Source organism: Pseudomonas sp. PS02290, assembly GCF_029960075.1.
Taxonomy (GTDB): Bacteria; Pseudomonadota; Gammaproteobacteria; order Pseudomonadales; family Pseudomonadaceae; genus Aquipseudomonas.
The window spans coordinates 20,640-34,435 of the sequence record NZ_JASCOY010000061.1 but is presented as its reverse complement, the minus strand read 5'-3'; the positions used below and the strand labels follow the sequence as shown (position 1 = coordinate 34,435).

The window sequence follows — 13,796 nt, the reverse complement described above, 5'->3', positions numbered from 1 at the left end:
GAACGCAGGTCTCGCGCAGTGGGCCGAGCCGCATGGATGCGGCGAGAGCGCCGTCAGGACATGGATGTCCGTTCGGCGCGGGCCCACGGAGCGAGACCGGAGTGAAGGAACCCGACGAAGTCGGGCCCAACCAGGAGCACAAGCCCTTGGTTACTTGGGGCTTTTTCAAGTAACTCGCCGAAGGCGAAACAGTCTGCCCCCAGGCAGACGCTCTTGATCTTGCCCTACCCCAGCGAATACAAAAAAGCCCCGACTCTCGCGAGTCGGGGCTTTCTGTTAACAGCGTTCTGCGTCGATCAATACTTCTCGATCTTCGCCGCCGCTTCCAACTGCTTACGGTAGGCCGCGAAATCCTGCTGCCCCTCACGGGATGACAGGAAACGACGGTACTGGCTCTTCTCCTCATCCGACGCCGGAGCCGCCTGATTCACGCCGTTCAGACGCACAATCACAAAGCTGCCATCCGCAGCCGTCAGACTGCCATAAACCGGCTTGTCCTTGCCTTCCGGCTTCGGCATACGGAACACCGACTGCAGCACCTGAGGATCAACACCCTCCTGGCTGCGTGAGGCCGCTTCCACGACCTTCCAGCTCTGACCTTCCTGCTTGGTCGCCGCATACGGCACCTTGCCGTCACGCAGGGATGCCAGCAGCGCCTCGCCCTTGGCCTTCACCGCATCGCTGGCATGTTCTTTCGCCAGTTGCGCGCGAATCGGCGCCGACACCGCTTCCAGTGGCAGTTGCTCAGGCTGACGGTGCTCTTTGACATGCACCACCACCACGGTCTCAGGATCCAGCTCCAGCGCAGAACTGTTGGAACCCTCTTCCATCACTTCCGGACTGAAAGCCGCCTGAATCACCGCACGGTTGGCTGCAATGCCTTCGCCACCCTCGCGACCGAACGGCGCAGTCGTCTGCACTTTCAGACCCAGGTCCTGAGCCGGCTGAGACAGATCGGACGCTTCGAACGCCGCATCTTCCAGCTTCTTGCTCGCATCGACGAACTTCTGCTCGACCTGCTGAGACTTCAGCTCGTGGGTCAGCTTCTCCTTCAGGCTGGCGAACGTCGGTACCGACGGCGCTTCAACGCCCAGCAGCTTGATCAAGTGCCAGCCGAACTGACTGCGAACAGGCGCGGAGACCTGATCCTTGTTCAGCGCGTACAGCGCGTCTTCAAAGGCCGGGTCATAGACACCCTTGCCGGCGTAGCCCAGGTCACCGCCCTTGGTCGACGAGCCCGGATCCTGAGACAACTCCTTGGCCAGCGCAGCAAAATCTTCACCTTTGGCCACGCGCTGCTGGATTTCTTCAATCTTGGCTTTGGCCTGAGCGTCCGTGGTCTTGTCGTTGACTTCGATCAGGATGTGCGCCGCGCGGCGCTGCTCGGCCAGGTTGGCGATCTCTTTCTGATAAGCCGCCTGCAGGTCTTCATCCTTCACCGACACCTTGTCGAAGAACGAAGACTTCTTCAGTTCGATGTAGTCGAGCACCACTTGCTCAGGACTCAAAAACTCTTTCGCGTGCTGATCGTAGTGCGCCTTGACCTCGTCGTCGGTGACTTTCGCGCTGGTCGGATCGGCCGGCAACGTCAGGGTGGCGAAATCGCGGGTCTGCTTTTCGAGGCGGGCGAAGGCGTCGACTTGAGCGTCAGTGACGAATGCGCTGCCGCCGATACCGGCACGAATCTGGCCGATCAGCATTTCCTGACCCAGAATCTGGCGGAACTGCAGACGGGAATAACCGAGCTGGCGAATGACCTGATCGAAGCGATCAGCGCTGAATTTACCGTCGACCTGAAATTCAGGGGTCAGCAACATCTGTTGATCCAGAGCGGCTTCGGAGAAACCGAACTTCGAATCAGCGGCGCCCTGCAACAACAGCTTGCGGTCGATCAAGCCTTTGAGGGCCGAATCACGCAGCATCTTTTCGTTGAGCATTGCAGGGTCAAAATCCTTGCCCAGCTGTTGCATCAGCTGGCGGCGTTGCATTTCAACCGCTTGACCCAGTTCTGCCTGGGTGACTTCCTCGCCATTGACCTTCGCAGCATCCTGCGAGTGGCTGGTGGCCCGGAAAATGGCATCGAACCCGGTCAGGGCCATCAGAGCGATGATGACCCCGATGATGGTTTTGGCAATCCATCCCTGTGAATTGTCCCTGATATTCTGCAGCATGTATCCCCCAGAGGGTTGTACTCGACTCACCAGGCTGCTGCACACGGTAACGCGGAGCGTGGGTTGAATCCGGATAGAAGAAAGGCGCATCCGAGGATGCGCCTTCTCGTAACTTGCAAAGCGGACGGGGTTCGATGTGCGTTCCCCGAGTGACAGTCCAGCGCTTGAGCAACCGCACTTGCCGCTTCACGCCCCGAACAGAGATAACGCTGTCCTGGGCGGGCAAAGTAAAAAGAAACTTAGTTGACGGCTTCTTTCAGAGCTTTACCGGCTTTGAAGCCTGGTTTCTTGGCCGCTGGAATTTCCAGGGTTTTACCGGTCTGAGGGTTACGGCCGGTACGGGCAGGACGATCAGTGACGGAGAAAGTGCCGAAGCCTACCAGTACAACAGAGTCGCCAGCCTTGAGAGCGCCAGTGACGGATTCGATTACAGCGTCCAGCGCACGGCCAGCAGCAGCTTTCGGGATGTCAGCGGATGCGGCGATGGCATCAATCAGTTCCGACTTGTTCACTCTAAGTCCCCTTATATATTTGAGTATTTCTAAGTTTTTTTTGGTGTAACCAAACGAACACTGAGCGGCCTGAACAGGCTTGAAGAGCCGCTTTATAGCAAGGGCTCCAAAAACCTGTCAAGGAAGGCCTCCCAGACTAATGCGTGCTGATCCTCTCCTTGGCGTCAGACTCGCGCTTTTCATCCTTGGCAACCATCTCGGGAGCCACGTCCGGCAAGGGCTCCGGCGCGTATTGCAGCGCAATTTGGAGGACCTCGTCAATCCATTTAACCGGTTTGATCTGCAGGTCGGCCTTGATGTTGTCCGGGATCTCTTTGAGATCTCGCACGTTCTCTTCGGGGATGATCACGGTCTTGATGCCACCACGGTGAGCGGCCAGCAATTTCTCCTTGAGACCACCGATAGCCAGTACCTGTCCGCGCAGGGTGATTTCACCCGTCATGGCCACGTCGGCGCGGACCGGAATCCCCGTCAGTGCCGACACCAGCGCCGTGCACATGCCTACGCCTGCGCTCGGGCCGTCTTTAGGCGTCGCACCTTCCGGCATATGGATGTGCGTGTCGCGCTTCTCATGGAAGTCCAGAGGGATGCCCAGGCTCTTCGCACGGCTACGCACAACCGTCAGCGCGGCAGTGATCGACTCGACCATCACATCACCCAGCGAACCGGTCTTGATCAACTGACCCTTGCCCGGAACAACCGCCGCTTCGATGGTCAACAGCTCGCCGCCGACCTGCGTCCAGGCCAGACCGGTCACCTGACCCACCTGGTCCTGCTGCTCGGCCAGGCCGTAACGGAATTTGCGCACGCCCAGGAAGTTCTCGAGCATGTCCGCTGTCACGGTCACGGAAAAACGCTTCTCGTGAGCGTGTTCCTTGACCGCCTTGCGGCATACCTTGGCGATTTGACGTTCGAGGCTACGCACGCCGGCTTCACGGGTGTAATACCGGATGATGTCGCGAATCGCCTCGACTTCGAACTCGATCTCGCCTTTCTTCAAGCCGTTGGCAGCAATCTGCTTGGGCGAGAGGTACTTGGTCGCGATGTTGATCTTCTCGTCTTCGGTGTAGCCGGGCAGACGAATGACTTCCATACGGTCGAGCAGCGCCGGCGGAATGTTCATCGAGTTGGCGGTGCACAGGAACATCACGTCGGACAGGTCGTAATCGACTTCCAGGTAATGGTCGTTGAAGTTGTGGTTCTGCTCGGGGTCGAGCACTTCCAGCAACGCCGAGGCCGGATCACCGCGCATATCGCTGCCCATCTTGTCGATTTCATCGAGCAGGAACAGCGGGTTGCGCACACCGACCTTGGTCATTTTCTGGATCAGACGACCTGGCATCGAACCGATGTAGGTACGACGGTGACCGCGAATCTCAGCTTCATCGCGCACGCCGCCCAGGGCCATGCGAACGAACTTGCGGTTGGTGGCGTGAGCAATCGACTCGGCCAGCGAAGTTTTACCCACGCCAGGAGGACCGACCAGGCACAGCACCGGGCCACGAATTTTCTTCACGCGCTTCTGAACGGCGAGGTATTCGAGGATCCGCTCTTTGACTTCGTCCAGACCATAGTGGTCGGCATCGAGGATGTCTTCCGCGCGGGCGAGGTCCAGACGGACCTTGCTCTGTGCCTTCCACGGCACCTGGACCAGCCAGTCGATGTAGGAACGAACCACGGTGGCCTCTGCAGACATCGGCGACATCTGCTTGAGCTTGTTCAGCTCGGCGGTGGCCTTGGTCATCGCGTCTTTGGGCAGGCCGGCGGCATCGATGCGCTTTTTCAGCTCCTCGATTTCGTTATGGCCTTCCTCGCTGTCGCCGAGCTCCTTCTGAATGGCCTTCATCTGCTCATTCAGGTAGTACTCGCGCTGACTGCGCTCCATCTGCTTTTTCACGCGACCGCGGATGCGCTTCTCGACCTGCAGCAAGTCGATTTCGGCATCCAGCAACGCCAGCACGTGCTCAACACGGGCCGACAGGTCAATGATTTCGAGAATTTCCTGCTTCTGCTCGATCTTCAGCGCCATGTGGGCAGCCATGGTGTCGACCAGACGACCCGGCTCATCAATGCTGTTGAGGGAGGAAAGCACTTCGGCCGGGACTTTTTTGCCCAGCTGTACATATTGTTCGAACTGAGCCAGCAGGCTGCGAACGAAGACTTCGGATTCACGATCCGGCGCGTCGACCTCATCGATCAGCGCAACCTCGGCGCGGCAGTGGCCGTCCACCTCAATGAAGCGCTCGACCGAGCCACGCTGCTCGCCTTCGACCAGAACCTTCACAGTGCCGTCCGGCAGCTTCAGCAACTGCAGCACGGTGGCAACGGTGCCAACGTTGTACAGCGCCTCTTCACCGGGATCGTCATCGGCCGGGTTTCGTTGCGCAAGCAGCAGGATCTGCTTGTCGCCGGACATCGCCGCTTCCAGGGCCTCGATCGACTTCTCGCGCCCCACGAACAGCGGGATAACCATATGCGGGTAAACCACAACATCGCGCAGTGGCAAGAGAGGCAGTTCAATGGTCGTCTTCATGATTTCGCCTCTACGGCGGCCTTCAGGCCATGGACAGATATAAATAAGCTGAAAATCAAGATGGGGGTTGAACCTTAAAAAAACAAGCGCCGGCTTGAGTTAAAGCGAAAGGACTCGGAAACGCAGACCGGCTTTGAAGGAAACGCGAAAAGGGCCCGAGGGCCCTTTTCGTTTCCAGTCGCCCTGTGCGTTGCCAGCAGGCTACGCGTCGGGTGCCGCCTTGGCAGGTGGCTCGCTGTTTTCGTAAATCAACAGCGGCTTGGAGGTGCCCTCGATCACGCTCTCGTCGATCACCACCTTGCTCACGTCGGACTGCGACGGGATCTCGTACATGGTGTCGAGCAGAACGCCCTCGAGGATGGAGCGCAGACCGCGAGCACCGGTCTTGCGCTCAAGCGCACGACGGGCAACCGATTTCAGCGCATCCGGGCGGAACTCAAGGTCCACGCCTTCCATCTCGAACAGCTTGCCGTATTGCTTGGTCAGCGCGTTCTTCGGCTCGGTCAGAATCTGCATCAGAGCAGCTTCGTCCAGCTCGTCCAGCGTCGCCAGAACAGGCAGACGACCCACGAACTCCGGGATCAGACCAAACTTGACCAGATCGTCAGGCTCGACTTCACGCAGGGATTCGCCGACCTTCTTGCCCTCTTCCTTGCTGCGTACTTCGGCGTTAAAGCCGATGCCGCCTTTGGTGGAGCGATTCTGGATGACCTTTTCCAGGCCAGAGAACGCACCGCCACAGATGAAGAGGATATTGCGCGTGTCCACCTGCAGGAATTCCTGCTGTGGGTGCTTGCGACCACCTTGAGGCGGTACGGAAGCCACGGTGCCTTCAATCAGCTTCAGCAAGGCTTGCTGCACGCCTTCGCCCGACACATCACGGGTGATGGAAGGGTTATCGGACTTGCGCGAAATCTTGTCGATTTCGTCGATGTAGACGATACCCATCTGGGCCTTCTCGACATCGTAATCGCACTTCTGCAACAGCTTTTGAATGATGTTCTCGACGTCTTCACCCACATAACCGGCTTCGGTCAGGGTGGTGGCATCGGCAATGGTGAACGGAACGTTGAGCAAACGAGCGAGCGTCTCCGCCAGCAAAGTCTTGCCGGAGCCCGTCGGGCCGATCAGCAGGATGTTGCTCTTGCCCAGTTCAACGTCGTCGTTTTTCTTGTCGCGCTGGTTCAGCCGCTTGTAGTGGTTGTACACCGCTACTGCGAGAACCTTTTTGGCACGCTCCTGACCAATAACGTACTGGTCAAGGATGCCGCTGATTTCTTTAGGCGATGGCAGTTTATGCGCGCTGCTCTCGGCCTGTGCTTCCTGCACCTCCTCGCGGATGATGTCGTTGCACAGGTCGACGCACTCGTCACAAACAAATACCGAGGGGCCGGCAATCAACTTGCGCACTTCATGCTGGCTTTTGCCGCAGAAGGAGCAATAAAGCAGTTTGCCGTTGTCCTCGCCGTTGCGGGTGTCAGTCATTCGATCGATCCAATCCGGTAGGCTTGCAACACAAGATGAGGGCAATTGCTCGATTTTTCAAGTCCACAGGCGGCACGGATGTATCAACCGCCCGGGATTATTGCCCTTCACGCAATCATTTGGTCATTTGACGCCGGTCGATCACCGAGTCCACCAAACCGTATTCAGCAGCGCGTTCGGCGCTCATGAAGTTGTCGCGGTTGGTGTCGCGCTCGATCGCTTCCAGCGTCTGGCCAGTGTGGTGCGCCAGCAGTTCGTTCAGACGTTGACGGATGAACAGGATTTCCTTCGCGTGGATATCAATGTCCGACGCCTGGCCCTGAAAACCGCCCAACGGCTGGTGAATCATGACGCGGGAGTTCGGCAGTGCGAAACGCTTGCCCTTGGCACCACCAGCCAGAAGGAAAGCGCCCATGCTGCACGCCTGACCCATGACGGTCGTGGAAACGTCCGGCTTGATGAACTGCATGGTGTCGTAGATCGCCATGCCCGCAGTCACCGAACCGCCTGGGGAGTTGATGTAAAGATGGATGTCCTTGTCCGGGTTTTCCGCTTCAAGGAACAGCAGCTGCGCCGAGATGAGGTTGGCCATGTAATCTTCAACCGGACCGACCAGGAAAATGACGCGTTCCTTGAGCAGGCGGGAGTAGATGTCATAGGCGCGCTCGCCACGGGCGGACTGCTCGATAACCATCGGGACCAGGCCGCCAGCGGCCTGGATGTCAGAGTTCTGCTGAATATAAGAATTGCGGGACATGTCTCGCATTCACTCCCAAATAGTCATGTCTTGAATACGCATAAGCCAGCGCGAAGGCTGGCTTATGGTGTTTTCGAACGAGAGAAGGAAATCAGTCGGCTTGTGGAGCTTCAACCGGCTTGACTGCCTCTTCGTACGAGACCGCTTTGTCGGTCACGCTCGCTTTCTGCAAAACAGTATCCACAACTTGTTCTTCCAGCACAACCGAACGAACTTCGTTCATTTGCTGTTCGTTCTTGTAGTACCAGGCCACAACCTGCTCTGGCTCCTGGTAAGCGGAAGCCATTTCCTGGATCAGCTCGCGAACGCGGGTGTCGTCAGGCTTGAGGTCGAATTGCTTGACGACTTCAGCCACGATCAGACCCAGTTCGACGCGGCGCTTGGCCTGCTCCTCGAACAGCTCTGCCGGCAGTTGGTCAGGCTTGATGTTGCCGCCGAACTGCTGAACAGCCTGAACGCGCAGACGGTTCACTTCGTTTTCCAGCAGCGCTTTAGGCACTTCGATCGGGTTGGCGGCCAGCAGACCGTCCATTACCTGATTCTTGACCTTGGACTTGATGGCCTGACGCAGCTCGCGCTCCATGTTCTTGCGAACTTCGGTGCGGAAGCCTTCGAGGTTGGTTTCCTTGATGCCGAACTGCTTGAAGAACGTTTCGTTCAGCTCAGGCAGGGTCGGTGCCGACACGGTGTTGACCGTGACGGTGAACTCGGCGGTTTTGCCGGCCAGTTCAAGATTCTGATAATCCTCAGGGAAGGTCAGGTTCAGAACGCGCTCTTCACCGGCTTTGGCGCCGACCAGACCGTCTTCGAAGCCCGGGATCATGCGACCCGAACCCAGCACCAGCTGAGTACCGGTGGCCGAACCGCCAGCGAATGCTTCACCGTCGATCTTGCCGACAAAGTCGATGTTCAACTGGTCTTCGTTTTGTGCCGCACGGTCAACGACTTCGAAGCTGACATTCTGCTTGCGCAGGATTTCCAGCATGTTGTCCAGATCGGAATCAGCGACGTCAGCCGACAGACGCTCGACGGAAATGGAGTCGAAACCGGCAACGGTGAATTCAGGGAACACTTCGAAAGTAGCGATGTACTCGAGGTCCTTGCCCTTTTCGAAGGTCTTTGGCTCGACGGAAGGTGCGCCAGCCGGGTTCAGCTTTTGCTCGACGACGGCTTCGTAGAAGGTCGCCTGGATCAGGTCGCCCAGTGCTTCCTGACGAGCACCGTCTTCGTAACGCTGGCGGATCACGCTCATAGGCACTTTGCCTGGGCGGAAGCCCGGGATCTTGGCTTTACGTGCGGTCTGCTGCAGACGCTTGTTGACTTCAGTCTCGATGCGCTCAGCGGGCACGCCAATGGTCATGCGGCGCTCGAGAGCGGAAGTGTTTTCAACAGAAACTTGCATGGATATTCCTCGTTGCACAGACGTTAGCCGGCCGTTTCCGACCCCAGAATCAAGGGCAAGCATTCTAGTGGGTCAAACTCAAGAAGTCACCCTACTGAACAAGGGTAAATAAAGTGGCATGCAGCCCGGGAATCACAGACGACTGTTTCAGCCTGCGGGAGGTGTCTGGAACGCACCTGATACGCCCCTATATAAAGGAAGCAAAAGGACGACCGAAACATGATCCAGTCCCTGGAAGCACACCGGACGAGCCCTGTGTCATGGGCCCATCAAGCTCGCACTGCGTTAAAACGCAGTACGCTGAAACAAAAAAAGCCGCACAAGGCGGCTTTCTTTCATCCCTCAACACCCTAGGTGTTGCGAGAGCTTTAACTGGTGCGGACGGAGAGACTCGAACTCTCACACCTTTCGGCGCTGGAACCTAAATCCAGTGTGTCTACCAATTCCACCACATCCGCGTTTGAAGCGCTTAAAGCAAAGGCGCCAGATTATGAATCTGGCGCCTTTTCGAATATGGGGTGGACGAAGGGGATCGAACCCTCGACAACGGGAGTCACAATCCCGTGCTCTACCAACTGAGCTACGCCCACCATATTGCGTTGTAACCGACGCATTCAAACTGAATGCTACTTGTGCCAAAGCTGCCTAATGGCGCACCCGGCAGGACTCGAACCTGCGACCATCCGCTTAGAAGGCGGATGCTCTATCCAGCTGAGCTACGGGCACTTATTTCATTTGCCTTCGTGAGACTGCAAATTAAGAGCTTTCAATCACGCTGAGCCGATCTTAACTCTACCTGACTTATTCAACCTTTCGACTTGATCCGCCGCTTCCGGCTTATCCTGTGTGGGGTTGTGCCCGACAAGTGCGACGAATCTTATAGACGGTCCAAAAGGTCGTCAACACTTTTTTCTAAAAAATTCAGTTAATTAAAGGGCTTAGCTTATTAAGCGGACCAACCGTCTTTGCCCATGCGTCAGGTCATGCGAGAATGCGCGCTCTTTTTCCCTCCCTTTCCGATGGTTAATCACGCGTAATGACTGCAAAACTAATAGACGGCAAAGCGATCGCAGCCAACCTGCGCCAGCAGATCGCCCAACGAGTCGCCCAGCGTCGTGAGCAAGGCCTGCGCACGCCCGGCCTCGCGGTGATCCTGGTCGGCAGCGACCCCGCCTCTCAGGTTTACGTCTCGCACAAACGCAAAGACTGCGAAGAGGTCGGCTTCATCTCCCAGGCCTATGACCTGCCCAGTGAAACCACCCAGACCGAACTGACCGATCTGATCGATCGTCTCAACGACGACCCGGCCATCGACGGCATCCTGCTGCAACTGCCGCTGCCCGAGCACCTGGAATCCTCCAGCCTGCTGGAGCGCATCCGCCCGGATAAAGACGTCGATGGCTTCCACCCCTACAACGTAGGCCGGCTGGCCCAGCGCATTCCGCTGCTGCGCCCGTGCACGCCCAAGGGCATCATGACCCTGCTGGAAAGCACCGGTGTCGATCTGTACGGCAAGGACGCTGTCGTCGTGGGCGCGTCCAACATCGTCGGTCGTCCAATGGCGATGGAGCTGCTGCTGGCGGGCTGCACCGTGACCGTGACCCATCGTTTCACCCAGGATCTGGCCGGACACGTGGGTCGTGCCGATCTGGTGGTCGTGGCAGCAGGCAAGCCCGGCCTGGTCAAGGGCGAGTGGATCAAGGAAGGCGCGATCGTCATCGACGTGGGCATCAACCGTCAGGATGACGGCAAGCTGGTGGGCGACGTGGTATACGAAACCGCCCTGCCCCGCGCCGGCTGGATCACGCCGGTGCCAGGCGGCGTCGGCCCGATGACCCGCGCCTGCCTGCTGGAAAACACGCTGTATGCGGCTGAGACGCTTCACGGCTGATTTCTCAAGCCCCGAGTGCCAAAGCGCGCACATGAAAAACGGCACCCGAGGGTGCCGTTTTTTTATGCGCCGAACGTAGAAGCGTGCAGGTTACTTCTTCGCGGCTTCCCAGCTCTTCAAGAGGTCCGAGTAAGCGATGGTTTCGCCCTTCGGTTTCTCGTTGGCCAGTTTGCGTTGTGGCGCGAGGAATGCACCGTTGCTCTTCTCGGCCTTGGTGTACCACTCTTCGGCCGAGGTTTCCGGGTTCATCTTCGGCGCGCAACCGCTTGGTTCCTGAACCTTGGAGCGCTCGATGCGGGTCATGATCGCATCCTGATCCTTGGCCAGACCGTCGAGGGCCGCCTGCGCGGTTTTCTCGCCGGTAACGGCTTCAGCCACATGACTCCACCACAATTGAGCCAGCTTCGGATAATCCGGAACGTTGGTGCCGGTTGGCGACCATTGCACGCGGGCCGGGCTGCGGTAGAACTCGACCAGACCACCGAGTTTCGGTGCCAGGGCAGTCATCTCTTTGGAGTTGATGTCCGATTCGCGAATCGGCGTCAGGCCCACGATGGTTTTCTTCAGCGAGACGGACTTCGACGTCACGAACTGCGCGTAGAGCCAGGCGGCCAGGCGTTTCTTCTCTTCGGTGGACTTGAGGAAGGTCCAGGAGCCCACGTCCTGATAACCCAGCTTCATGCCCTCTTTCCAGTAAGGACCTTTTGGCGATGGCGCCATCCGCCATTTCGGCGTGCCATCGGCGTTCATGACCGGCAGACCCGGCTTGGTCATGTCAGCGGTGAAAGCGGTGTACCAGAAGATCTGCTGAGCGACGTTACCCTGGGACGGCACCGGGCCGGACTCGGAGAACGTCATGCCCGCCGCTTCAGGCGGCGCGTAGGCCTTGAGCCAGTCGATGTACTTCTGAGTGGCGTACACAGCGGCCGGGCCGTTGGTGTCGCCGCCACGGGTGATGCTCGAACCGACCGGGTGACAGTCTTCTACGCGAATGCCCCACTCGTCGACCGGCAAACCATTCGGCAAACCTTTGTCGCCGCTGCCGGCCATGGAGAACCAGGCATCGGTGAAGCGCCAGCCCAGGGACGGGTCTTTCTTGCCGTAGTCCATGTGGCCGTAGACTTTCTTGCCGTCGAGCTCTTTGACGTCTTCGCTGAAGAACTTGGCGATGTCTTCATACGCGGACCAGTTCACCGGAACGCCCAGCTCGTAGCCGTATTTGGCTTTGAACTTCTCTTTCAGATCAGGACGCTCGAACCAGTCGGCGCGGAACCAGTACAGGTTGGCGAACTGCTGGTCAGGCAGTTGATACAGCTTGGCCGGCGTGATGACTTTGCCGGACGCGTCTTTTACTTCAGGCGAAGTGGTGAACGAGGTACCGATGAAGTCCTTCAGGTCGAGCGTCGGAGAAGTGACTTTCGCCCCTTCCGGGCTGGCCATCAGGTCTGTCAGAGACATCGCCTTGCCGTAGCGGAAGTGCGTACCGATCAGGTCGGAGTCGTTGACCCAGCCGTCATAGATACTCTGGTTGGACTGCATGGCGGTCTGAAGCTTCTCGATCACGTCGCCTTCCTGCAGCAGGTCGTGGGTGACCTTGATGCCGGTGATTTCGGTGAACGCCTTGGCCAGGGTTTTGGATTCATATTCATGGGTGGTCAAGGTTTCGGAAACCACCTTGATGTCCATGCCGCGGAACGGCTCGGCGGCCTTGATGAACCACTCCAGTTCCTTGAGCTTCTCGGCATCGGAGAGCGTGCTCGGCTTGAACTCGCTGTCGGCCCACTTCTTGGCCGCATCCTCGTACTGATCAGCCCAGGCCGACACGCTCAAGCCACTGAGCATTACCATCGTCGCTACCGTCACACTATGTCGCAGCTTGTTTTTCTTATTGAACATAGACACCTCTTGTGTTGATTCTTATGTGATCCCGCGTTTCAACCTTCGCTTAAACCTTCTCAACCCCAACGCATCACCACCAACAGCCAGACCAGGGAAAGCCCGGAGGCCACCCAGATATCCCAGCTCGTCGCGCCGATGACCAGCAGATGCAGGTAGGCACTTCCGAGCAGGCCGATGAACAGACGATCGCCGCGTGTGGTGGCAATCGGCAGAAAACCACGACGTTCAATGCTCGCCGAACGCAGTTCCCAGGCCGTCATCGCAACCAGAATCGCAGCGATGGACGCAAAGAAAATAGCAGTTGGCAGGGTCCAGGACATCCACTCCATTTTTCGACTCCTCAGACACGACCAAGAGCGAAGCCCTTGACCACGTGATTACGAACGAACCAGATAACCAGCATGCCCGGCAGAATGGTCAACACCCCCGCCGCTGCCAGCACCCCCCAATCGATCCCCGACGCCGAAACGGTGCGGGTCATGACCGCTGCGATCGGCTTGGCGTTGACCGAGGTCAGCGTCCGCGCCAGCAGCAATTCGACCCAGGAGAACATGAAGCAGAAGAACGCCGTGACACCGATGCCCGAGCCAATCAGCGGGATGAAAATCTTGCCGAAGAACTTGGGAAAGCTATAGCCGTCGATGTAGGCCGTTTCGTCAATTTCCTTGGGAACGCCGGACATGAAGCCTTCCAGAATCCACACCGCCAGCGGCACGTTGAACAGGCAGTGCGCCAACGCTACCGCAATGTGCGTGTCGAACAGGCCGATGGACGAATACAGCTGGAAGAATGGCAGCAGGAAAACCGCAGGTGGCGCCATCCGGTTGGTCAGGAGCCAGAAGAACAGGTGTTTGTCGCCGAGGAAACGATAGCGTGAAAACGCGTAGGCCGCAGGCAATGCGACGCTCAGCGATATCACCATATTCAGGCAGACGTAGTACAGCGAGTTGATGTAGCCGCTGTACCAGCTTTCGTCGGTGAAGATCACCTTGTAGTTCGCCAGCGTGAAGTCCTGCGGGAACAGGGTCAGGCCGCCGAGGATTTCGGTGTTGGTCTTGAACGACATGTTGATCAGCCAGTAGATCGGCACCAGCAGAAACAGCAGGTAGATCCACAGCGGTATGAGCTTTTTGAACGACACTTTCT

Annotated in this window: 10 protein-coding genes and 3 tRNA genes; 1 reads left to right on the top strand and 12 read right to left on the bottom strand. The window is 57.9% G+C overall.

Annotated elements, in window-relative coordinates; genetic code table 11:
- Positions 1–296: 296 nt before the first annotated feature.
- The 9 genes from QMX88_RS21195 to QMX88_RS21155 form a co-directional block, all read right to left on the bottom strand.
- Entirely contained in the window at positions 297–2,171 is a 1,875-nt protein-coding gene (locus QMX88_RS21195) for a SurA N-terminal domain-containing protein (protein ID WP_192174102.1), read from the bottom strand.
- Positions 2,172–2,410: 239 nt separating this feature from the next.
- A complete protein-coding gene (locus QMX88_RS21190) occupies positions 2,411–2,698 on the bottom strand; it encodes an HU family DNA-binding protein (RefSeq protein ID WP_272631174.1) in 288 nt (95 codons plus the stop codon).
- Positions 2,699–2,819: 121 nt separating this feature from the next.
- Positions 2,820–5,216, bottom strand: a complete 2,397-nt coding sequence (gene lon / locus QMX88_RS21185) for an endopeptidase La (protein ID WP_192174103.1) — start codon at positions 5,214–5,216, stop codon at positions 2,820–2,822.
- Between the two features lie 201 nt (positions 5,217–5,417).
- On the bottom strand, positions 5,418–6,701 hold the full coding sequence (gene clpX / locus QMX88_RS21180) for an ATP-dependent Clp protease ATP-binding subunit ClpX (RefSeq protein ID WP_037013640.1): 1,284 nt from the start codon (positions 6,699–6,701) through the stop codon (positions 5,418–5,420).
- Between the two features lie 115 nt (positions 6,702–6,816).
- The gene (gene clpP / locus QMX88_RS21175) at positions 6,817–7,458 is read right to left on the bottom strand and encodes an ATP-dependent Clp endopeptidase proteolytic subunit ClpP (protein ID WP_122537614.1); all 642 of its coding nucleotides are present in this window, start codon (positions 7,456–7,458) and stop codon (positions 6,817–6,819) included.
- Positions 7,459–7,549: 91 nt separating this feature from the next.
- Positions 7,550–8,860: a trigger factor gene (tig, locus tag QMX88_RS21170; protein WP_282372171.1), complete on the bottom strand. Its 1,311-nt coding sequence runs from the start codon at positions 8,858–8,860 to the stop codon at positions 7,550–7,552.
- A 373-nt stretch (positions 8,861–9,233) separates the two neighbouring features.
- Positions 9,234–9,318, bottom strand: a tRNA-Leu gene (locus tag QMX88_RS21165).
- A 56-nt stretch (positions 9,319–9,374) separates the two neighbouring features.
- Positions 9,375–9,450: transfer RNA gene (locus QMX88_RS21160), tRNA-His, on the bottom strand.
- 59 nt (positions 9,451–9,509) lie between these two features.
- Positions 9,510–9,586 (bottom strand) — tRNA-Arg (locus tag QMX88_RS21155).
- A 310-nt stretch (positions 9,587–9,896) separates the two neighbouring features.
- Here QMX88_RS21155 and folD point away from each other — a divergent pair.
- Positions 9,897–10,751 (top strand): bifunctional methylenetetrahydrofolate dehydrogenase/methenyltetrahydrofolate cyclohydrolase FolD, encoded by an 855-nt coding sequence (folD, locus tag QMX88_RS21150; protein ID WP_133776580.1) that lies wholly within the window; start codon positions 9,897–9,899, stop codon positions 10,749–10,751.
- 90 nt (positions 10,752–10,841) lie between these two features.
- On the opposite strand, the gene QMX88_RS21145 is transcribed toward folD, so the two are convergent.
- The 3 genes from QMX88_RS21145 to QMX88_RS21135 are packed head-to-tail and all read right to left on the bottom strand — an operon-like array spanning position 10,842 to position 13,791.
- Positions 10,842–12,647, bottom strand: a complete 1,806-nt coding sequence (locus QMX88_RS21145) for an ABC transporter substrate-binding protein (RefSeq protein ID WP_192174105.1) — start codon at positions 12,645–12,647, stop codon at positions 10,842–10,844.
- A gap of 59 nt (positions 12,648–12,706) precedes the next feature.
- On the bottom strand, positions 12,707–12,979 hold the full coding sequence (locus QMX88_RS21140) for a DUF2160 domain-containing protein (protein WP_065986436.1): 273 nt from the start codon (positions 12,977–12,979) through the stop codon (positions 12,707–12,709).
- 11 nt (positions 12,980–12,990) lie between these two features.
- Entirely contained in the window at positions 12,991–13,791 is an 801-nt protein-coding gene (locus tag QMX88_RS21135) for a carbohydrate ABC transporter permease (RefSeq protein WP_122537834.1), read from the bottom strand.
- Positions 13,792–13,796: the final 5 nt, after the last annotated feature.

Bases quoted from the DNA above. Each gene is read 5' to 3' on its own strand.
- QMX88_RS21195 (WP_192174102.1), bottom strand. From the start codon at position 2,171: ATGCTGCAGAATATCAGGGACAATTCACAGGGATGGATTGCCAAAACC.
- lon (WP_192174103.1), bottom strand. From the start codon at position 5,216: ATGAAGACGACCATTGAACTGCCTCTCTTGCCACTGCGCGATGTTGTG.
- clpX (WP_037013640.1), bottom strand. From the start codon at position 6,701: ATGACTGACACCCGCAACGGCGAGGACAACGGCAAACTGCTTTATTGC.
- clpP (WP_122537614.1), bottom strand. From the start codon at position 7,458: ATGTCCCGCAATTCTTATATTCAGCAGAACTCTGACATCCAGGCCGCT.
- tig (WP_282372171.1), bottom strand. From the start codon at position 8,860: ATGCAAGTTTCTGTTGAAAACACTTCCGCTCTCGAGCGCCGCATGACC.
- folD (WP_133776580.1), top strand. From the start codon at position 9,897: ATGACTGCAAAACTAATAGACGGCAAAGCGATCGCAGCCAACCTGCGC.
- QMX88_RS21145 (WP_192174105.1), bottom strand. From the start codon at position 12,647: ATGTTCAATAAGAAAAACAAGCTGCGACATAGTGTGACGGTAGCGACG.
- QMX88_RS21140 (WP_065986436.1), bottom strand. From the start codon at position 12,979: ATGGAGTGGATGTCCTGGACCCTGCCAACTGCTATTTTCTTTGCGTCC.